Source organism: Geobacillus sp. FSL K6-0789 (assembly GCF_038593135.1).
GTDB classification, from domain to species: domain Bacteria; phylum Bacillota; class Bacilli; order Bacillales; family Anoxybacillaceae; genus Geobacillus; species Geobacillus stearothermophilus.
The window spans coordinates 1,956,258-1,976,679 of record NZ_CP151966.1 but is presented as its reverse complement, the minus strand read 5'-3'; the positions used below and the strand labels follow the sequence as shown (position 1 = coordinate 1,976,679).

Annotated in this window: 18 protein-coding genes and 2 pseudogenes; 18 read left to right on the top strand and 2 right to left on the bottom strand. The window is 54.5% G+C overall.

Going from position 1 to position 20,422, the window contains the following annotated elements:
- The first annotated feature begins 1 nt into the window (after position 1).
- The 4 genes from ribE (NSQ51_RS10410) to NSQ51_RS10395 all read left to right on the top strand — a co-directional run bounded on the left by ribE (NSQ51_RS10410) (position 2) and on the right by NSQ51_RS10395 (position 2,808).
- Positions 2–646, top strand: coding sequence for a riboflavin synthase (gene ribE, locus NSQ51_RS10410; protein WP_033017136.1), 645 nt, complete (start codon positions 2–4; stop codon positions 644–646).
- A gap of 22 nt (positions 647–668) precedes the next feature.
- Positions 669–1,862, top strand: a complete 1,194-nt coding sequence (locus tag NSQ51_RS10405) for a bifunctional 3,4-dihydroxy-2-butanone-4-phosphate synthase/GTP cyclohydrolase II (RefSeq protein ID WP_033017135.1) — start codon at positions 669–671, stop codon at positions 1,860–1,862.
- A gap of 19 nt (positions 1,863–1,881) precedes the next feature.
- The gene (gene ribE / locus NSQ51_RS10400; RefSeq protein WP_049624247.1) at positions 1,882–2,346 is read left to right on the top strand and encodes a 6,7-dimethyl-8-ribityllumazine synthase; all 465 of its coding nucleotides are present in this window, start codon (positions 1,882–1,884) and stop codon (positions 2,344–2,346) included.
- 111 nt (positions 2,347–2,457) lie between these two features.
- A complete protein-coding gene (locus NSQ51_RS10395) occupies positions 2,458–2,808 on the top strand; it encodes a GNAT family N-acetyltransferase (protein WP_033008266.1) in 351 nt (116 codons plus the stop codon).
- Positions 2,809–2,859: 51 nt separating this feature from the next.
- Here the strand turns inward: NSQ51_RS10395 and NSQ51_RS10390 are convergent, their stop codons facing one another.
- On the bottom strand, positions 2,860–3,372 hold the full coding sequence (locus tag NSQ51_RS10390) for a DUF309 domain-containing protein (RefSeq protein WP_049624248.1): 513 nt from the start codon (positions 3,370–3,372) through the stop codon (positions 2,860–2,862).
- A 243-nt stretch (positions 3,373–3,615) separates the two neighbouring features.
- Between NSQ51_RS10390 and NSQ51_RS10385 the strand changes: the two genes are divergently transcribed.
- Together NSQ51_RS10385 and scpB are read left to right on the top strand one after the other, a co-directional pair.
- Entirely contained in the window at positions 3,616–4,377 is a 762-nt protein-coding gene (locus NSQ51_RS10385) for a segregation/condensation protein A (protein ID WP_033017133.1), read from the top strand.
- Positions 4,378–4,688: 311 nt separating this feature from the next.
- On the top strand, positions 4,689–5,318 hold the full coding sequence (scpB, locus tag NSQ51_RS10380) for an SMC-Scp complex subunit ScpB (RefSeq protein WP_047818634.1): 630 nt from the start codon (positions 4,689–4,691) through the stop codon (positions 5,316–5,318).
- A 549-nt stretch (positions 5,319–5,867) separates the two neighbouring features.
- Here scpB and NSQ51_RS10375 read toward each other — a convergent pair.
- Positions 5,868–5,987, bottom strand: a pseudogene (locus NSQ51_RS10375) (DUF2935 domain-containing protein); the annotation flags it as partial.
- A gap of 172 nt (positions 5,988–6,159) precedes the next feature.
- Here NSQ51_RS10375 and NSQ51_RS10370 point away from each other — a divergent pair.
- From NSQ51_RS10370 to NSQ51_RS10315, 12 genes and pseudogenes are all read left to right on the top strand, one after another.
- Positions 6,160–7,416, top strand: coding sequence for a superoxide dismutase (locus tag NSQ51_RS10370; protein ID WP_033017165.1), 1,257 nt, complete (start codon positions 6,160–6,162; stop codon positions 7,414–7,416).
- 559 nt (positions 7,417–7,975) lie between these two features.
- Positions 7,976–9,124: a D-alanyl-D-alanine carboxypeptidase family protein gene (locus NSQ51_RS10365; RefSeq protein ID WP_049624249.1), complete on the top strand. Its 1,149-nt coding sequence runs from the start codon at positions 7,976–7,978 to the stop codon at positions 9,122–9,124.
- On the top strand, positions 9,117–9,713 hold the full coding sequence (locus NSQ51_RS10360) for a nucleoside recognition domain-containing protein (RefSeq protein ID WP_049624250.1): 597 nt from the start codon (positions 9,117–9,119) through the stop codon (positions 9,711–9,713). Before NSQ51_RS10365 ends, NSQ51_RS10360 begins: the two co-directional genes overlap by 8 nt.
- A complete protein-coding gene (locus NSQ51_RS10355; protein ID WP_011231766.1) occupies positions 9,713–10,246 on the top strand; it encodes a spore maturation protein in 534 nt (177 codons plus the stop codon). Before NSQ51_RS10360 ends, NSQ51_RS10355 begins: the two co-directional genes overlap by 1 nt.
- A 132-nt stretch (positions 10,247–10,378) precedes the next feature.
- Positions 10,379–11,110 (top strand): pseudouridine synthase, encoded by a 732-nt coding sequence (locus tag NSQ51_RS10350; RefSeq protein WP_049624251.1) that lies wholly within the window; start codon positions 10,379–10,381, stop codon positions 11,108–11,110.
- 143 nt (positions 11,111–11,253) lie between these two features.
- On the top strand, positions 11,254–11,778 hold the full coding sequence (locus NSQ51_RS10345) for a thiol-disulfide oxidoreductase ResA (RefSeq protein WP_033017125.1): 525 nt from the start codon (positions 11,254–11,256) through the stop codon (positions 11,776–11,778).
- A 13-nt stretch (positions 11,779–11,791) separates the two neighbouring features.
- Positions 11,792–13,456, top strand: a complete 1,665-nt coding sequence (locus tag NSQ51_RS10340) for a cytochrome c biogenesis protein ResB (protein ID WP_033017124.1) — start codon at positions 11,792–11,794, stop codon at positions 13,454–13,456.
- The gene (ccsB, locus tag NSQ51_RS10335; protein ID WP_049624254.1) at positions 13,443–14,630 is read left to right on the top strand and encodes a c-type cytochrome biogenesis protein CcsB; all 1,188 of its coding nucleotides are present in this window, start codon (positions 13,443–13,445) and stop codon (positions 14,628–14,630) included. Before NSQ51_RS10340 ends, ccsB begins: the two co-directional genes overlap by 14 nt.
- Before the next feature lie 441 nt (positions 14,631–15,071).
- Positions 15,072–15,797 (top strand): response regulator transcription factor, encoded by a 726-nt coding sequence (locus NSQ51_RS10330; protein WP_033013954.1) that lies wholly within the window; start codon positions 15,072–15,074, stop codon positions 15,795–15,797.
- A complete protein-coding gene (locus NSQ51_RS10325) occupies positions 15,797–17,590 on the top strand; it encodes an ATP-binding protein (protein ID WP_033013955.1) in 1,794 nt (597 codons plus the stop codon). Before NSQ51_RS10330 ends, NSQ51_RS10325 begins: the two co-directional genes overlap by 1 nt.
- A 123-nt stretch (positions 17,591–17,713) precedes the next feature.
- Positions 17,714–18,895 (top strand): annotated as a pseudogene (gene nagA, locus NSQ51_RS10320) (N-acetylglucosamine-6-phosphate deacetylase); the annotation flags it as partial.
- Between the two features lie 106 nt (positions 18,896–19,001).
- Entirely contained in the window at positions 19,002–20,282 is a 1,281-nt protein-coding gene (locus NSQ51_RS10315; RefSeq protein ID WP_033013870.1) for an IS110 family transposase, read from the top strand.
- Positions 20,283–20,422: the final 140 nt, after the last annotated feature.

Sequence of the window (20,422 nt, the reverse complement as noted above, 5' to 3'; positions counted from 1 at the left end):
GATGTTTACCGGTATTATTGAAGAGGTCGGCACGGTTGAACAAATGAGGCAAACGGGCGACGCCATCGTGATGGCGATTGGCGCCCGCCGGGTGCTCGAAGACGTTCGCCTCGGCGACAGCATCGCCGTCAACGGCGTCTGCCTGACCGTCACGTCGTTTACTGACCGGCGGTTTACCGTCGATGTCATGCCGGAGACCGTCAAGGCGACGGCGCTCAAAACATTGAAGCCGGGATCGAAAGTGAACTTAGAGCGGGCGATGGCGGCTGGCGGGCGGTTTGGCGGCCATTTCGTCACCGGTCATGTGGACGGCGTCGGGCGCATCGTCCGCCGATGGCCGAAGGCGAACGCCGTCTACTATGAAATTGAAGCGCCTCCCCCGCTTCGCCCGTACATGATTTATAAAGGATCGGTCGCCGTCGATGGGACGAGCTTGACGATTTTCGGTCTGAGCGAGCGCACGTTCACCATTTCGCTCATTCCGCATACGCGTGAAGCGACGATTTTAGGCGAAAAGCAGCCGGGCGACCTCGTCAATATCGAGTGCGATATGATCGGCAAATACGTCGCTGCTTTTCTTGCCGCGAAAGAGGAGCTGCCTTCTGGAGTGACGAGCGAATTTTTGGAGCGGCATGGCTATAAATAAACGGGATAGGGGGCAACTTCAGATGTTTGACACGATTGAAGCGGCACTGGACGCGCTGAAAAACGGCGAAGTGATCATCGTCTGCGACGACGAAGACCGGGAAAATGAGGGCGATTTTGTCGCATTGGCTGAAAAAGCGACGCCGGATGTCGTTAATTTTATGATCACCCATGGCCGCGGGCTTGTGTGCGTGCCGATTACGGAAGAGTTGGCGGCGCGGCTCGGGCTTGAGCCGATGGTCGCGCATAACACCGACGCTCATGGGACGGCGTTTACCGTCAGCATCGACTACAAGACGACGACGACCGGAATCAGCGCCTACGAGCGGGCGGCGACCATTCGGGCGTTGCTCGATCCAAATGTGAAAGCGAGCGATTTTAAACGGCCTGGCCATATTTTTCCATTGATTGCCAAACAAGGCGGCGTCCTGCGGCGCGCCGGCCATACGGAAGCGGCGGTCGATTTGGCCCGCCTTTGCGGGGCGAAGCCGGCTGGCGTCATTTGCGAAATCATGAAAGAGGACGGAACGATGGCGCGCGTTCCGGATTTGCGGCAAATCGCCGACCAATTCGGATTGAAAATGATCACGATCAAAGATTTGATCGCCTATCGGAGCCAGCGGGAAAAACTAGTGAAGCGCGAGGTCGACATTTGGCTGCCGACTGAGTTCGGCGAGTTTCGCGCCGTCGGCTACACGAACGTGCTTGATGGCAAGGAGCATGTGGCGCTCGTCAAGGGAGACATTATTCCCGACGAACCGATTCTTGTGCGCGTCCACTCCGAGTGTTTAACCGGTGATGTGTTCGGTTCGTATCGGTGCGACTGCGGTCCGCAGCTGCATGCGGCGCTGCGGCAAATCGAAGCCGAGGGGCGTGGGGTGCTGCTTTACATGCGTCAAGAGGGGCGCGGCATCGGCCTGATGAACAAACTGCGCGCCTATAAGCTGCAAGAGCAAGGCTACGATACGGTCGAGGCGAACGAAAAGCTCGGCTTCCCGGCCGATTTGCGCGACTACGGCATTGGTGCGCAAATTTTAAAAGACCTTGGCGTCACGAAAATGCGTCTGCTCACGAACAATCCGCGCAAAATCGCCGGCTTGAAAGGGCACGGGCTTGAAGTTGTCGAACGGGTGCCGCTTCAAATGCCAGCGAAAAAAGAAAATGAAAAATACTTGCGCACGAAATATGAAAAACTAGGGCATATGCTTCATTTTTGAAAACAGGAGGAGAAAAAACATGCGGGTTCTTGAGGGAAATTTAGTCGGCACCGGGTTGAAAATCGGCATCGTCGTTTCTCGTTTTAATGAATTCATTACGGGCAAGCTTTTGTCAGGGGCGATCGACGGTTTGACGCGCCATGGCGTCAGCGACAATGACATCACGGTCGCCTGGGTGCCGGGCGCATTTGAAATTCCGCTCCTCGTGAAAAAAATGGCGGAATCGAAGCAGTTTGATGCCGTCATTGCGCTCGGCGCCGTCATCCGCGGGGCGACGAGCCATTTTGACTACGTGTGCAGCGAGGCGGCCAAAGGCGTCTCCCACGCCGCGCTCTCAAGCGGCGTCCCGGTCATTTTCGGCGTATTGACGACCGATACGATCGAGCAAGCCATTGAACGGGCCGGCACAAAGGCGGGCAATAAAGGCTGGGAAGCGGCCGTTTCGGCCATTGAGATGGCGAACGTTTTGCGGACATTTGTGTAAAAAGGCATGAAATGGTTCACAATATCAGTGAGAATGTTTATAATACGTATAGAGAAAATGACAACGTGTTTTCCTTTTCGGAAAAGCGTTTGTCGATAATGAGGGATTTTTATGTTGATCCGTTATCGAAAAAACTATGAGAAAATCGCCATGGGACTGTTGTCGTTTATGCCGACGGAAAAAGATTTGAAACGGCTCCAGCAGACGATCAAACAGTATGAAACGAACAGCGACTGGCAGCTGTTTTTATGGAAGGAAGGGGACGATATCGTCGGCATTATCGGCGTCCTGTTGTGCGCTCCTGATGTTGTGCAAATCCAGCACATCAGCGTCAATCCATCGCATCGCCACCAAGGGATCGGAAAACAGATGGTCAAGGCGTTGAAAGAGGCGTACCCCGACCGTCGGCTATGCGCGAACGAGTGGACCGCCTCGTTTTTCGATAAATGCCAAACGTGCTAGCCCAACGAGACAAATCGGCGCAACGCCGCGCTGTTGCGGGCGGCAGAGGGGTTATGTCCCTTCTGCTTTCGCCCGCTTTTTTTGTTCGCGGGCGGCGATGACGTCCGAACGGTCGCGCCGCCGGTGTTTGTCTACAAGGTCGATATCAGTGAGATCGCTCGCCTGCCCCCAAACAAGCTGCCGCTCGGCGCAGGCGGCTTGGCACTGTTCGTACAGGGAGCGGTCGCGAATCGGCAGCTCAATGCTTTCATACGGTTCGCCGCGGGCAATCCGCTCGGCGGCCTCTTCAAGCAGCACGGCCAACTCCTTCTCGTCAAGGCCGAGCCGGCGGATCATCCCGCGCGCCTCCTCAAGCAACGTCCGCGCCCGTTTGATAAGGCGGAGCGCGCCGGAACTGTTGCCGCGCCGGTAGTGGTAAAAGGCGACGGCAATTTGGATGAGAATGAGCCATTCCCGTTTCCGTCCGTCGCGCTTCCATTGTTCTTCTAAAATCTCATGACATTCGAAATAATCGCGGTTGCCATGGAAATGGACTAAATAGTCGATATATGCTTTTGGATACATGGGCCATCGTTCCTTTCGCCGAGGCGTGTTTCGCGGTAGGCGACCTTGTTGCCAGGCAAAGCCGTGCAACTGCCGGCGTTGCGGCAGGGCTCTCCTTGTATTATACGTTTTCATGGCGTTCGAGGCAAAAACCGTCTCATTTCCGTTCGCTTCGCCGCGGAATTATGATACAATAAGTATATTGCCAGCAAGGTTCTCCAATGTGCGCATCGGCGCGGGGAATGGCTGCGGAAAAATGGTGGGATGGATGTGCAAGTGCCGTATAACGTCAAAATTGAAGCGTTTGAAGGGCCGCTTGACTTGCTTTTGCATTTAATCAACCGCTATGAGATCGATATTTACAACATTCCGGTGGCGCAAATTACGGAACAGTATATGGCGTACATTCACGCCATGCAAGAGCTTGAGCTTGATATCGCCAGCGAATATTTGGTTATGGCGGCTACGCTGTTGGCGATGAAAAGCAAAATGCTGCTGCCGGTGTCCGACGAACACGCCGAAGACGACAGCTTGGAATTCGCCGAGGCGGACGATCCGCGCGAAGAGCTGATGCAGCGGCTTCTTGAGTACAAAAAGTTTAAGGAAGCTGCACGCGAGCTGAAGCGGCGCGAAGAAGAACGGGCGCTTCTGTTTACAAAACCCCCGAGTGACTTGAGCGCGTACGCCGATGAAAAAAAAGCGTCCGCGCCGCTTGATGTCAACGTCTACGATATGCTCGGCGCCCTGTCAAAACTGTTGCGCCGCAAAAAACTGCAAAAACCGATGCGGACGAAAATTGCCCGCCAAGATATTTCCGTTGAAAAGCGGATGGCGGAAATTTTGCATGAACTGCAGCAGGCGAAAGAACGGAAAAACTTTTATGAGTTATTTCCGTCCTGCGACCGTTCGTATATCGTTGTCACTTTTTTGGCTATTTTGGAATTAATGAAACAAAATAAAATCATCGTTGAGCAAGAGCGGAATTTCAGCGATTTGTTTCTCGCCGCCAATCATCTGGCCGGTTGAGGCGGTTCGCGATGGCGGACCGCTTTCCTTTTGCCTGCTGGGCCCATCGGCTGATGGTCGGTGCGAAGGCGAGACGGACAGCTGCTGATTCGGAAAAGGCTCATGAGCAAGTTTTGCTCTTCGCCCAGGCGTGAAAATGTCTGCTCAAGGCATGCGCATCTTCACGAAAAAGTCTCATGGGCAACGTTTTGCCCTTCACCCAGGGATGAAAATCACGCGTCAGTCCTGCATTTTCGCGGAAAATGCCGGGAAGCCGCAAGATGGCTGCAGTTGCGATCAAAACGGTGAAAAAGGAAAGGGGAGAAGGGAGAATGGACCAAAAGGAAATGAAAACAAACAGCGCTGCTGGTGCGCCGGCTCCATTCAAAGCGATCGTGGAAGCGCTGTTGTTTGCCGCTGGCGACGAGGGGCTGTCGCTTGCCCAAATTGCCGCTGTTTTGGATATTGGCGAGCCGGAGGCGAAAGCAGTGATGGCGGCGCTCCAGGAAGACTGCTGCCGCGAAGAACGCGGCATTCAGCTGGTCGAGCTGGGCGGCGTGTTTTTATTGGCGACGAAGAAAGAGTATGCTCCGTATTTGAAAAAGCTGGTCGAAGCGCCGGGAGCGTCGCCGCTGTCGCAGGCGGCGCTCGAGACGCTCGCCATTATCGCCTACCGCCAGCCGATTACGCGCGCTGAAATCGAGGAAATCCGCGGCGTGAAAAGCGACAAGCCGCTGCAGACACTCATGGCGCGGGCGCTCATTAAAGAAGTCGGCCGCGCCGAAGGGACTGGGCGGCCGATTTTATACGGGACGACGGCCGAATTTCTCGACTATTTCGGCCTGAAAACGATTGAAGAACTGCCGCCGCTGCCAGAATGGACGGACGATGGCGAGGTTGAGCGGGAAGCTGACTTGTTTTTCGGAAAATTGGCGGAAAATTTGAGCGACGGACAGCCGTAATATGGTAAACTAAAGAAAAAACGACTGACCGGGAAGGGGTGCGCTCATGAACATTTGCCGCCTGCACGGCGAAGAATTGCAAAAATCGCAGTCGAATACGTTTGAGGACTACTTCAACCGATCGGAAGTCACGTACCGCGACGGCGGCGAAGAGCGGACGCTGTCTGTGTTGTATTTGCGCCATTTTGAGGCGGCGCTGCTTGATTGGCTGCCGTATGAAAGCGATCCACTGTTTACGGCTAACGGGCGTGACATTCGTTTGCGCGACATCATTGCTTTTGTCTGTTTATGGAAAAATCCGGCGTATCGGAAGCGAAAGCGCGTCTACATTCATGATGAAGAGGAATTGCGCCGCTATTTTGCCGCTCTTGACACCGAGGCGCTCGAGGCGCTTGTCGGCGAATGGGCGAAACCGGCGCATGCCGCCTGCCAGAGCGCGCGCCGCAGTGAAACAAAAGCCGTGTGTTCCGTGCTTGGCGGGGCCGGCAAAACGGCTATACGGGCAAGAAAAAGCGGTTCCTTCGGGCGAACCGCTTTTTTTCTTATGGACTATTGTGTGCGCGGCTTGGTCGGATCGCAGGCCGGAGCTTTCACTTCGCCGGTCGTTTCCGCCAGCTTTTGCAAGTAGTAACATTCTTCGCGCGCCATATGGTCGGCCATCAGCGGCGACTGCATGCCTTGGACGTAATAGATGCTTTTCCCCTCCTTCTGTTTTTTCAGCTGAGTATGCCCTCGCTCCTCTATGTATGAGCAGCCAAAAATTTGGGTGAATGCGGACAAGAACGATTTCCGCAAGCAGGCATACGATATGGCGAAAAAAGCAGGAGGAGGTTTTTACCAAATGAACGATCAAGAGAAGTTCGCCCAGTATGCCGCTGAGGTGAACGAATGGGCAAGACAAGTTGAGAAAGCGTTGGCGTTGCGCGGAGCCAGCACGGATGGCGCTTCGTCGCTGTGCGGGTTCATTGCCGCGCATGACGGCGAGTGGACGGAAGAGGCCGTCCGCGAGCTTCAGCGCCTTGTTGATGACGTATACGCCGCCGCGCTTTGCCGCTATGCCGAAGAGTCGGCCGAATGGGGAAGGCAGGTGGAGCATGCCTTGTCCGTGCGCGGGGCAGCTGAGGATGTTGGCCTTTCTTCCTTGTTGGCGTATATTGACGAACGGAACGGTGCGTGGACAGAGGAAGCGGTTTCCGAACTCCAGCGTCTTGTTGACGACGTGTACAACCGGGCCGTCCGTCTTGCGGACTTTTCGGCCGCCGAAAAAGACGAAGAGGCGCTGTTTCTGGAAGAGGAAGCGCCGCTGGTTGAATCGGGCGGTGTTGGCGAAGACGGCGAGGAAGAACGGCTGGACGTCGGCGAAGAGGGGAAGCGGGAGGAAGAGTCGGAGCAGCCTTTTGATTCGGCAACAGCACAGGCAGAACCGGCTTCGTCGCTCCCTTCGGACCTTCATGACGAAGAGCGGCAACAGCCGATCCCGCCTGGCAGGCATGTGCTGCCGCCTTTGCCGTACAGCTATGATGCGCTTGAACCTCATATTTCCGAAGAAATTATGCGCCTTCACCATACGAAGCATCATCAAAGCTACGTCGATGGTCTGAACAAGGCGGTGCGCATGATGGCCGAAGCGCGCCGGACGAACAATTTTGAACTGCTGAAGCATTGGGAGCGGGAAGCGGCGTTCCACGGATCCGGGCATTATTTGCATACAATCTTTTGGTACAACATGCATCCAGAGGGCGGCGGCGAGCCGCGCGGGGAGCTGCGGGCGCAAATCGAGCGCGATTTTGGCAGTTTTACCGCCTTTCGCCGTCATTTCACCGAAGCGGCGAAAAGCGCCGAAGGGGTCGGCTGGGCGCTGCTCGTTTGGGCGCCGCGAGCGCACCGTCTGGAAATTTTGCAGGCGGAAAAACACCAGCACATGGCGCAATGGGATGTGATTCCGCTTCTTGTGCTCGATGTATGGGAGCACGCCTATTACTTGCAATATAAAAACGACCGAGCGGCATACATCGAACATTGGTGGAACGTCGTCAATTGGCGCGATGTCGAAGCGCGTTTTCATGAGGCGCGGAAGCTGCGCTGGCAGCCGTTTTAACATCTTTCCGAAAGAAGTCTGAGGGTGTCCCAAACATAACGGGACACCCTTTTTTATTACAAGAGGTAGGAACAAATCACTTCGGCGACACGATATATTGTATCTCTCTCAAAGAGGACGATCTTTTGGGACAGCCTCAGCTGAATGTTGGTAGGCTTTAGCCAATCCATACGATCGAATATGGTTAGAACGGACACCTTCGGAATGAAGGGAAGCGTAATTGTGTGTGGCTTACCGTTCGGCGAACACGCACAAGTCGCTTGAAGTCCCCCGCCTCTAAGCGAAGCGTAGGCGGTGGGGAGTTCACCCGAGCGGGGAAGACCCCGCTTCTTTTTTTAGATGAAGGCCGTTTCGGGGGTAGTTCGCCGGAAGCGCCGCCCCGGTAGGTTTTGCCGCAATTTTTCATCATATTTGTCCCACCGGCGCATACACTTGTACAGAACATGGCCTTGGTATGTCGCGATCTTCCCTCTATTGCACTCATTTCAGGTTGAATGGAAAGGAGGAACAGGCGATTCCTCTCCGCTCCTTAAAGGAGGGGGATCCTCGCCGATATGAGATGAATAAGCAGAAGCGGCTCATTGCGCTCATTCTTGCACTCGCTGCGGGGATTATGGCATTTGTTCCAGAGCGGATGCGCGCTATGGATGGGGTGAGCGCAAAAAGCGCGATTTTGATAGAGCAGCATTCCGGGCGGGTTTTGTTTGCCAAGGATGCCTATACAAAACGGCGCATCGCCAGTATTACGAAAATTATGACCGCCATTTTGGCGATTGAATCGGGGAAGATGGACGACACGGTGACGGTCAGCGCCCGCGCTGTCCGGACCGAAGGGTCGTCAATTTACTTGCGCCAAGGGGAGAAAATCAAACTGCGCGATTTGGTATATGGGCTGATGCTTCGTTCCGGCAACGACGCGGCGGTGGCCATCGCTGAACATGTCGGCGGTAGCGTCGAGGGGTTTGTGTTTTTAATGAACAAAAAGGCGGCTGAAATCGGGATGCGCGATACCGAGTTTGCCAATCCGCACGGATTGGACGATGCGGAAAACCATTACTCAACGGCCTATGATATGGCGTTGCTCATGCAATACGCGATGAAAAACGAAGAGTTTCGCCGCATTTCCGGAACGAAAGTGTACCGCGCCCCCGCTCCGCCCGGCGAAGACGGCGCGCGTGTGTGGCGAAATAAAAACAAGTTGTTGACAAGTCTTTACGAATATTGCACCGGCGGCAAAACCGGCTATACGAAACGAGCCCATCGCACGCTCGTGACGACGGCGTCCAAAGGCGGCATCGATTTGATCGCCGTGACGTTGGATGCACCGGACGATTGGAATGACCATATCGCTATGTACGAATATGGATTTTCTCATTATCACATCGCCAAAGTGAGTAGCGAGCGGGTGATCGACAAAATTTCTGATCCGTTTTACCGCGGGCGGCTGCAGGCGGTCCGCGATTTGCGATATCCGGTGACCGATAAAGAGGAGAGCGGGCTGCGGGTGAAAGTGTATTTGCTGAAGCCGCGCAAAGAATGGAAAGAACACCCAGAACAGGCACCGACAGAGATCGGAAAGGTGGTGCTTTATTTGCATCAAAAGGCGGTTGATTCGGTGCCGCTGCTGTATGAACCGGGAAAGGAAGAAAGCGGCCGAGGGTTTTTATGGCAAGTATTTCGCTTTTTAGGTGTGAGAAGCGATGGTTAACCTCATTTGGGTGATGATGGCGGTCATTGGCATCGTCTTTGCGGCGGCCAACGGCACGATGGACGAAGTGAACAAAGCGGTGTTTGAAAGCGCCAAAGAAGCGGTGACGATCAGCATCGGCATGGTCAGCATTTTAGTGTTTTGGCTCGGGCTGATGGCGATCGCTGAACACGCCGGCTTGCTTGACAAAGCGGCGCGCCTGTTTATGCCGCTCGTACGCCGCTTGTTTCCAGAGGTGCCGCCCGGCCATCCCGCGCTTGGCTATATCGTCTCGAATATGGTCGCCAACATGTTCGGCCTTGGCAATGCGGCGACGCCGATGGGCATAAAGGCGATGGAGCAGCTAAAAAAGCTCAACGGCGGCCGCGACGAGGCTAGCCGGTCGATGGTGACGTTTTTGGCCATGAACACATCAGGCATTACGCTCATTCCGACGACTGTCATCTCGATTCGCATGACGTACGGTTCAGCGGCGCCGAGCGAGATCATTGGGACGACGATCGTCGCTTCGACGATTTCGACGATTGGGGCGGTATTGATTGACCGGTACTATTATTGGAAACGGATGCGGAAAGGCAGGAAGCCATAATGGCTATCGTCCAACTTCTTTCTGTTTGGCTGATCCCTGCGCTCATTGCTTTTATTTTGCTTTACGGTACAGCAAAGAAAGTGCCGACGTACGAAGCGTTTGTGGAAGGCGGCAAGGAAGGGATCGAGATCGCGTTTTCGCTCATCCCGTATTTGGTCGGCATGTTGGTGTCGGTCGCCATTTTCCGAGCCTCAGGGGCGCTTGATGCCATGATGGAAGTGATCAAACCGCTGGCTGATGCCATTGGACTGCCGGCCGAAGTCGTTCCGCTTGCGGCTCTCCGCACGCTTTCCGGCACGGCGGCGCTCGGCATGACGACCGATTTGATCGCTACTTACGGCCCGGATTCGTTCATCGGGCGCCTTGCTTCTACGATCCAAGGCAGTACGGAGACGACGCTTTACGTGCTCACCGTCTATTTTGGCGCCGTCGGCGTCAAAAAAATGGGCGATGCGTTAAAAGTCGGCATTTTGGCCGACATTCTCAGCTTTATTGTTTCTGTTTTCATCGTTTTGTTTGTATTCGGGCGCTAGCGGCGCCTTTTTTCGTTCCCGCCGTCCGGCGGGTTTTTTGTTTGCAAAGGGGACGGGAAAGGTGAAAAATAAAAGTGCCGTACTTGTATCTGTTAGACGGAAAGGGTAAGATGATGAAAGAGGTGAGAGAGAATGGAACGGTTGCAAAAAGTGATCGCCCGCGCCGGCATCGCGTCAAGGCGCAAGGCGGAAGAACTCATTTTGCAAGGGCGGGTGAAAGTGAACGGCCGCGTCGTCAAGGAGCTTGGCGTCAAGGTCGGGCCGCGCGATGATGTCGAAGTCGACGGCATCCCGATCGAGCGCGAAGAGCCGGTGTATTATTTGCTGTACAAGCCGCGCGGGGTGATTTCCAGCGTCAAAGATGACAGAGGCCGCAAAGTGGTGACCGATTTTTTCAAAGATCTGGACAAACGCATTTATCCGATCGGGCGGCTTGACTACGATACGTCTGGACTTCTTTTGTTGACGAATGACGGCGACTTTGCCAACCTGCTTATGCACCCGCGGTATGAAATTGAAAAAGTGTACATTGCCAAAGTGAAAGGCATTCCAACGCACGAGCAGCTGAAACGGCTCGAACAAGGAGTGCAGCTGGAAGATGGCATGACGGCGCCAGCCAAAGTGAAGCTGCTCTCCGCCGACCGGAAGAAGGGGACAGCCATTGTGGAAATCCGTATCCACGAAGGACGAAACCGGCAAGTGCGCCGCATGTTTGAGGCGATCGGCTGCGAGGTGCTGAAGCTGAAGCGGGAGCGGTACGCGTTTCTCGATTTGAAAGGGATGCGCCCCGGCGAATACCGCGAGCTGACACCGCATGAGGTAAAGTTGCTGCGCGTCCTTGCCCAATCCGGGGGAAGAAAATGACGAAGATTGTCACATAATGTTCATATCCTTGCGCATAAACGAGCGAGGGACTTTGCTATGATGGAAAATGGGAGATTGTGAACCGCTTGCCTCCCCCTCTAGCGTTGGCTGTGGGGGAGGAGAAGCGTAAAGGGGTTTGAACGATGAAAAAGCAACAGCGCTTAGTGATGAGGACAGCGATTTTGCTCGTGTTGCTCGCGGCGATCGGCTATACGATTTACACGAATTTTTTCACGGAGAAAACGGCTGTCGCTGTTGGTTCGACGGCGCCTGATTTTGTGTTGGCCGATTTGAAAGGGCATGAACATCGTCTTTCAGACTATCGCGGCAAAGGCGTCTTTTTGAATTTTTGGGGGACGTGGTGCAAACCGTGTGAGCGGGAAATGCCGTATATGAACGAACTGTACCCGCTCTATCAAAAGCAAGGTGTCGAAATTTTGGCGGTCAATGTCGGCGAACCGAAGCTGAGCGTCGAGAAATTTGCGGAGCGGTTTGGTCTGACCTTTCCGATTGTGATCGACCGTCAAGATCAAGTGTTGAACGCCTATAATGTCGGCCCGCTGCCAACCACGTTTTTGATTGACAAAAACGGCGAAGTGAAGAAAATCATCACCGGCACGATGACAAAAGCAGACATTCAGCGCCATTTGGAAAGCATCAAACCGTAAGGAGTTTTGCATCATGAAACAAGTCAAATGTGAATGTGGGCACGTCAACCCGCATGGCACGGCGTTTTGCGAATCATGCGGCAAACCGCTCGAGGAGCGGGCGGGGAAAACGCTTTTGGACATGCGCTACGAAGGAAGCGCGCGCCGGTCGCAAACGTACAAGCGAACATTCATCGATCAAATTTGGGCGTTTTTCTCGTCGGTCAAAGTCGGAGTGGCACTCATCGTCATTACGCTCATTGCTTCGGCGATCGGCACGATTTTCCCTCAGCAAATGTATATTCCGCCGAACGTCGATCCGGCGGAGTATTATAAGCAGCAGTACGGTTGGGCAGGGAAGCTGTATTATGAGCTCGGCTTTAACAACTTGTACGGCTCATGGTGGTACATCCTGCTCATCGCTTTAATCGGCGTTTCGCTTGTCATTTGCAGCTTGGACCGGGTCGTGCCGCTATATCGCGCCTTGAAGCGGCAAGGGGTGAAGCGCCATCCGCATTTCTTGGAGCGGCAGCGGTTGTTTGGCGTCTCGCATGTGAGCGATCTCGACAAAACGATGGCCGTGTTGAAAGAACGGCTGGCTGCGCGGCGCTACCATGTCTGTGAGGAAGACGGGCATTTGCTCGCTGAAAAAGGGCGGTTTTCCCGTTGGGGGCCGTACGTCAATCATATCGGCCTCATCATTTTCTTGATCGGGGCAATGCTTCGTTCCGTTCCCGGCATGTACATCGATCGGGTGATGTGGATTCCGGAAGGGGAGACGAAAGAAATTCCGGGGACAAACGGCCGCTACTTTTTAAAGAGTGAAAAATTTATTTTTGAAACATATGAGAAAGGCAAAGACAACGAAGTGTTCAACGCTGCCATCGACCGCGTCGGCAACGGGATGATCGCCAAAAACTATCAAACAAACGTTGTGTTGTATAAGCGCGTCGGTCCTGTGATCCCCGGCGCCAAGCCGAAGCTTGAAAAAGTGAAGGAGTATCCGATTCGCGTCAACGAGCCGCTGGAGTTCGATCATTATGCGCTCTATCAAGTCGATTTCCGCTTGAATGAGCCGAAAGCGATGTCATTTCAGTTGGCGGACAAACAGTCGGGGAAAACGTTCGGCACGGTGACGGTCGATTTGTATGATCCGAAAGAGTTGTACAATCTCGGACATGGGTATCGCGTTGAGCTATTAAGCTATTTTCCTGATTTTGAGTTTGATGAAGACGGCAATCCGTCAACGAAGTCGCGCGTGCCGAACAATCCGGCGTTCGTGTTCAAAATGTACGCGCCGGACCGTCCGAAAGGGGAAGTCAGCTTCGTCGCCATCCAACAAACGATCGAACCGTTTGGCAACAACAAGTACAAAATGGCGTTCGCGGGGTTTGAGACGCGCAATGTCTCCGGCTTGACCGTCCGCCGCGATTTCACGCTTTGGATTTTAGGGGTAGGCGGCGCGATTTTCATGATCGGGCTCATCCAAGGGATGTATTGGAACCACCGCCGCATTTGGGTGCAACGGGTCAACGGCGAGCTATGGATCGCCGCGCACACGAATAAAAATTGGTTCGGCTTGAAAAACGAGCTGCGCCGTTTGCTTGACGGCACTGGTGTGAATATGCCGGCCGATCAGCTCGAAGAAGGGAAACAGGCCGGACAAGGGGGGCAAGCTCATGGACATGGCACAGCTTAGCAGCACATTGCTCTATATTTCGTTTGTGTTATATTTGATCGGCACGTTTTTTTTTGGCGGCGCCATTCGCGACAAACGGAAGGAGCGGCAAGGAAAGGATCGTTGGTCGCAGCTTGGCATTGCCGTGACGATCATCGGTTTTCTCACCCAGGTCGGGTATTTCATCACGCGTTGGATCGCTGCCGGGCATGCTCCGGTGAGCAATTTGTTCGAGTTTACAACGTTTTTCGGCATGATGCTTGTCGCTGCTTTTATCATTGTTTATTTCATTTACCGGTTGAGCGTGCTCGGCCTGTTTGCGCTTCCGGTCGCGTTGCTGATCATCGCCTATGCGAGCATGTTTCCGCGGGAAATTTCGCCGCTCATTCCCGCCTTGCAAAGCGATTGGCTGCACATCCATGTGACGACGGCGGCCGCCGGGGAAGCGATTTTGGCGATCAGTTTTGTCGCGGGTTTGATTTATTTGATTCGCGTCGTCGATCAGTCGAAGCCGTCCAAGCGCACGTTTTGGCTGGAAGTCGTCATGTTTTGCCTTGTGGCGACGCTCGGCTTTGTCATCGTCTCAACAGCGTTTGGGCTTTCCGGGTACGAAGCGAAGTTCACGTGGGTTGATAAAAACGGCCAGGCGGCTGAAGTCGAGTACCATATGCCGGCGCTTGTCGGGCCGCATAAAGGAGAGCTGGTGAAAGAAAGCGCCGGCCGCATGGAGCCGCTTGTTGAAATGCCGGCGATCATCAACGCGAAAAAGCTGAACACGGTCATTTGGTCGCTCATGGCCGGTGCGGTGCTGTATGCCGCTTTTCGTCTTGTGCTGCGCAAGCGCATCGCCGCCGCGCTCAAGCCGCTTGTGAAAAACGTCAACTTGGATTTGACCGATGAAATCGGCTACCGGGCGGTGGCGATCGGCTTTCCGGTGTTTACGCTCGGGGCGCTCATTTTCGCGATGATTTGGGCGCAAATCGCCTGGACCCGCTTTTGGGGCTGGGACCCGAAGGAAGTGTGGGCGCTCATTACGTGGCTGTTTTACGCCGCTTTTTTGCACCTCCGGCTGTCAAAAGGCTGGCATGGGGAAAAGTCGGCATGGCTTGCTGTCATCGGCTTTGCCATCATCATGTTCAACTTAGTAGCGGTCAACCTCGTCATCGCGGGGCTGCACTCGTACGCTGGAACATAATGGAAAACAACCGGATGCCCTATTGGCGGGCATCCGTTTTTTCAGTAAACTAGAAAATGGGGGACTGTTTCTATATAGACTCCCATGACAAAAAAATTTCGTCACCATCGGAAGGATGAAAAGACCTCTATGTTGAATTTTACAACTTTACACATTTTGGAGTTCGGGTATTTTCAGGATAGATGCAATTTAAAGCTTTAACATTTTTCGTTTTGACCGGTCATTTCATCCAACTGTCGAGTGACCGAACAACACCGCTTAAAGACCCATGAATGGGTCTTTAAGCGAGTCGTTGTTCGGTCTTCCGTCACGCCTTAGCGTGACGGAGGCAAGCCTACGGCTTGCCTTCGACAGTCAAAAATGGATGAGCCACTTTTCCGTCAAGGATATGTTAAACGATTTCGTTGCATCTATATAGCTGATGAAGGAGGGTGCTTTGGCATGGAAAAGCAAGAAAAGCCGGTTCGTATTTTGGTGGTGGATGATGAGGAGCGCATCCGCCGGCTGTTGAGAATGTATTTGGAGCGGGAAAACTATGTGATCGACGAGGCCGGCGACGGCAATGAAGCGTTGGAGAAGGCGTTGACCAACGACTACGATGTTATATTGCTGGATTTGATGCTGCCGGGCAAAGACGGCATTGACGTCTGCAAAGAAATTCGCGAGCAAAAAACGACGCCGATCATTATGCTGACGGCCAAAGGCGAGGAGTCGAACCGCGTTCAAGGATTTGAAGTCGGCACGGACGACTATATTGTCAAGCCGTTCAGCCCGCGCGAAGTCGTGCTGCGCGTAAAAGCGCTGTTGCGCCGCGCGGCGAATGCCGCTTACGCGCCGGTGGAGACGACGGCGAAAGACGTGCTTGTGTTTCCGCATTTGACGATTGACAACGACGCCCACCGGGTGACGGTCGACGGCAAGAAAGTCAGCTTAACGCCGAAAGAATATGAGCTGCTTCTCTTTTTGGCCCGCTCGCCCGACAAAGTGTTCGACCGCGAACAGCTGTTGAAGGAAGTATGGCATTACGAATTTTTCGGCGACTTGCGCACGGTCGACACCCACATTAAACGGTTGCGCGAAAAGTTGAATAAAGCGTCGCCGCAGGCGGGAAAAATGATCGTCACCGTCTGGGGCGTCGGCTACAAGTTTGAGGCAGTGAACGACTGATGTGGCTGTTTCGCAGCGTCGTCGGCAAGCTATGGTTTACGATTTTGTTGCTCGTTTCGTGCGTGCTGTTTATTTTAAGCATTTTGCTTATTAAATTTTTGGAAGATTATTATGTGCAGGAAGCGGAAAACGACTTGACCCGCCTGGCGGCAAAAGTGGCCGAGGTGATGCACGATTACCGCGATGAGCAGCTTGCCCGCTCGATCGCTTGGACGCTTGTGGACAATCGAACGAAAGCCGTCATCGTCGCCGATGAGTCGCACTATTGGTATTCACCCGATGGCGCTGACTTGCATGACGTGCCGCTGTCGTTCATCCGCCAAGATGCCGATTTGCGCCGCGTCTTCACCGATCGGACGACGGTGAAAAAACGTCTGTATGCGCCGGAGTGGCAGCACAATGAAGAGCTGCCTTACGACATGATTATCGTCGGCGTGCCGCTATCGATGCCGGGCGGCAGCCGCGGCGCTGTTTTCATTTACCAGTCGCTTGAGGCGATCGCCGATGCAACGGAGCATACGAAAGAGCTCATTTTTCTTGCCGCGTTTATCGCCATTGTCATGACGACGTTTTTTGCCTTTTTCTTGTCGACGCGTATCACCGCTCCGCTCCGGAAAATGCGGCAAGCCGCGTTCGAAATGGCGCGGGGCCATTTCGATATGAAAGTGCCGATTTTAACGAACGATGAGATCGGTGGGCTGGCGATGGCGTTCAACCAAATGGGACGGCGTCTGCAGTTTAACATCAACGCCTTAAACCAGGAAAAAGAACAGCTCGCCAGCATTTTAAGCAGCATGGCCGATGGCGTCTTGACGTTTAACCGCGACGGGGAAATTTTGATTACGAACCCGCCGGCTGAGCGGTTTTTGCAGGCGTGGTATTTTGAGCAAGGAAACGACGCGGAAGCGATGGCGCCGTTGCCGCCGCAAGTGAAAGAGCTGTTCGCCCGCGTCGTTCGCGAGGAGAAGGAGCAATCGACCGAAGTGACGCTGCAGGGGCGGACGTGGGTCATTTTAATGACGCCGCTGTACGGCAAAACGATGGTGCGCGGCGCGGTGGCTGTTTTGCGCGATATGACCGAAGAGCGGCGGCTTGACAAGTTGCGTAAAGACTTTATCGCCAACGTTTCGCACGAATTGCGCACGCCGATTGCCATGCTTCAAGGCTACAGCGAGGCGATCATCGACGATATCGCGGCAAGCGAAGACGAGAAAAAAGAGATGGCGAAAGTCATTTATGACGAGTCGCTGCGCATGGGCCGCCTAGTGAATGATTTGCTTGATTTAGCGCGCATGGAAGCCGGGCATATCGAGCTGCACTATGAACAGGTGAAGCTCGCTCCGTATATTGAGCGGGTGATCCGCAAGTTTCACGGGCTGGCGAGAGAAAAAGGGATCGAGCTGGAGGCCGAATTCCGCGATGGCGACATGGACATCGCGTTTGATCCCGATCGGATTGAGCAAGTGCTGACCAACTTGATCGATAACGCCATCCGTCATACAGAATCAGGCGGCGCGGTCCGCTTGATCGCTGAACGAAGCGGTGACGGCGTGACGATCCATGTCCAAGATTCGGGCTCCGGCATCCCGGAAGAAGACTTGCCGTTTGTGTTCGAGCGGTTTTACAAAGCGGATAAAGCGCGCACGCGCGGCCGTTCCGGAACGGGATTGGGCCTTGCCATCGCCAAAAACATCGTCGAAGCGCATAAAGGGCTCATCACTGTCCACAGTAAACTGAACGAAGGAACGACGTTTTCGTTTTATTTGCCGGCCCGCGGGCCGAAAGGAGCGTAGCGCCGTTTGGAAGAACGGGGAAGCCACAGCTTCCCTGCTTCTTTCACGTTGAAGTTTTTTTATAGTGGTATAGACAACTAGAATATATAATATTATTATAAAAACAGAAGGTGGGAAATCGCGATGAAACGATGGATATTGAAAAATGCTGCGGTGTATGCAGAAGCAGACAACATTCAACAAGGGTATGTGCTGATCGAAGGGGAAAAAGTGGCGTCCATTGGCCCGATGTCGTCGTGCCCGGCAGAAGCGGGGGCGGAAGTGATCGAGCTTTCTCCACGGTTTGCTGTCGTGCCTGGTTTCATTGACGTTCATATCCACGGGGCGGCTGGAGCGGATGTTATGGATGCGACCCCGGAGGCGCTTGACAAGATGGCCAACGCCTTGCCGGCGGAAGGGACGACCAGTTTCCTGGCGACGACGATGACGGCGCCAAGCGAACAAATCGAAGCGGCGCTTCGAAATGTCGCCCGTTATATGACCGAGGAGAATCGCCCAGGGGTGTCGGAGGTGCTCGGTGTTCATCTGGAAGGACCGTTTTTGTCGCCGAAGCGCGCCGGGGCGCAGCACCCGCGCCATCTCGCCGATCCGGACATCTCACTGTTCCAACACTGGCAAAAGGAGGCGGGCGGCCATATCCGCCTTGTCACGCTTGCCCCAGAGCGGAACGGGGGGCTGGAACTTGCCTCCTACTTGAAACAGACGGGTGTGATCGCTTCGATCGGCCATTCCGATGCCGTTTACGACGAAGTAAAAGCGGCGGTCCATGCAGGGGTGACGCATGCGACCCACCTGTTCAATGGGATGCGCGGCATCCATCACCGTGAACCGGGTGTCGCCGGTGCGGTGCTTATGTTTGAAGAAGTGATGTGCGAGCTGATCGCCGACGGGTTGCACGTTGCGCCGCCGATGGTCCGCTTCGCTTACCGGAATAAAGGAAGCGAGGGGCTTATCTTAATCACCGACGCCATGCGGGCGAAATGTCTCGGCGATGGGGAGTATGATCTCGGCGGCCAAGAGGTGGAAGTCTGCGGCGGGGAGGCGCGGCTTGCCGACGGAACGCTGGCGGGAAGCGTGCTCAAGCTTGGCGAGGCCATCCGCCGTGTGCTCGACTATACGGGTTGCACGTTGGAAGAGGTGATCCGCATGGCGAGCTGGAATCCGGCGAAACAGCTTGGCTTGCTTGATCGGAAAGGCAGCTTGCGGCCCGGCAAAGACGCCGATGTCGTCGTGTTGAATGAACGATATGAAGTCATGATGACGTTTTGCCGCGGCGCCCTTGCCTATCGCAAACCGGATGAAAGGAGCATTCCCGTTAGGAGCTTTTCCGGGGACTTGATCAAAAAAAGCCCTCTTGGTATGATGCAGGGGTGTCAAACAATACCTACCATCATGCCAAGGAGGACTTCAGATGAATTGTACACAAAACTATAAAATTGATCAAGTTACGGAACAAACGCTTGTCGTGGGCATCGATATCGCGAAACGAACCCACTACGCCTGCTTCGTGGATGACCGGGGGCGCGTGCTTCGCAAGTCGTTCCCGATCTTCCAGTCGAAAGAGGGGTTTCAGCAGCTGTATAAAGCGATTCAGGAGGCGATGCAAGCGTTTGGGAAGTCAGAGGTGATCGTCGCGGTGGAGCCGACCGGGCACTACTGGTTGAACCTGGCCTACTTCCTCGAGGAGCACGGGATCCCGTTGGTCATGGTCAACCCGGCGCATGTGTGCCGGTCGAAAGAACTTGATGACAACCTGCCGACGAAACACGACGCCAAAGACGCCCTGGTCATTGCCAGACTGGCAAAAGACGGACGATTCCTCGTTCCCCGGCTGCTGCACGAGATCGAAGCCGATTTGCGCGTGGGAAGCACGCTCAAAGAGAAGCTCCGCAAGGAACAGACGGCGGTGAAAAACGCGATCGTCCGCTGGACGGATCGGTATTTTCCAGAGTTTTGGACCGTGTTTCGTGACTTGGGGAAAACGGCGCTTTCGGTGTTGGAGTGGACGCCGCTTCCGGCTGATATGGCCGGTCGGACCGCCGAGGAGCTCATCGAGGTGTACCGGCAAAGCAAAGGGATGAAATGCCCGCAGAAGGCCAAAATTCAGGCGTTGATCAACACCGCGAAGGACTCGATTGGGGTGACGGAAGGGACAGCGATGGCCCGGTTTGAGATCGCCGCGCTCGTCCGCCGATACCGCCAATTGGAGGCGGAGATCGCTGCACTGGACGCCGAGTTGAAGGCATTGGTTCAAACGACGATGGAGTACCAATGGTTGAAAACGGTCGACGGGTTGGGAGACGCCACGATCATCGATCTGCTGGCGGAGATCGGCAGCTTCGCCCATTATCGGGACCCGCGCCAATTGGTGAAGTTGGCGGGCCTGACGCTCAAGGAGAACTCCTCCGGCCAGCGCAAAGGGCAAAAGCACATCTCCAAACGGGGACGGAAACGGTTGCGCTCGGTGCTGTTTCGGGCGATGATTCCGCTGATTCGGCATAACGAGGCGTTTCGCGAGCTGCATGAGTATTATACGACCCGATCCGTCAATCCGCTGACCGGAAAGCAGTCCATCGTCGCCTTGTGCCGGAAGCTGTTGAATGTGCTGTTTGCGATTTGTACGAAGAAACAAGCGTTTGACGCGGAGCGAATGAAACAGGACGTCTTGTCCCAGGTGCAACGGGCGGCCTAAGGCCTCCCCCTGCGAACGGAAGAATCGTTGGACAACGAGATGACACCGGAGAAGCTGGCGTGATTTCATCCATTCGACCTTGAGTCCCTAAAGGAGCTTGGCCGGCCTCCGCCTGATGACGAGACCGAACGAGGGAATGT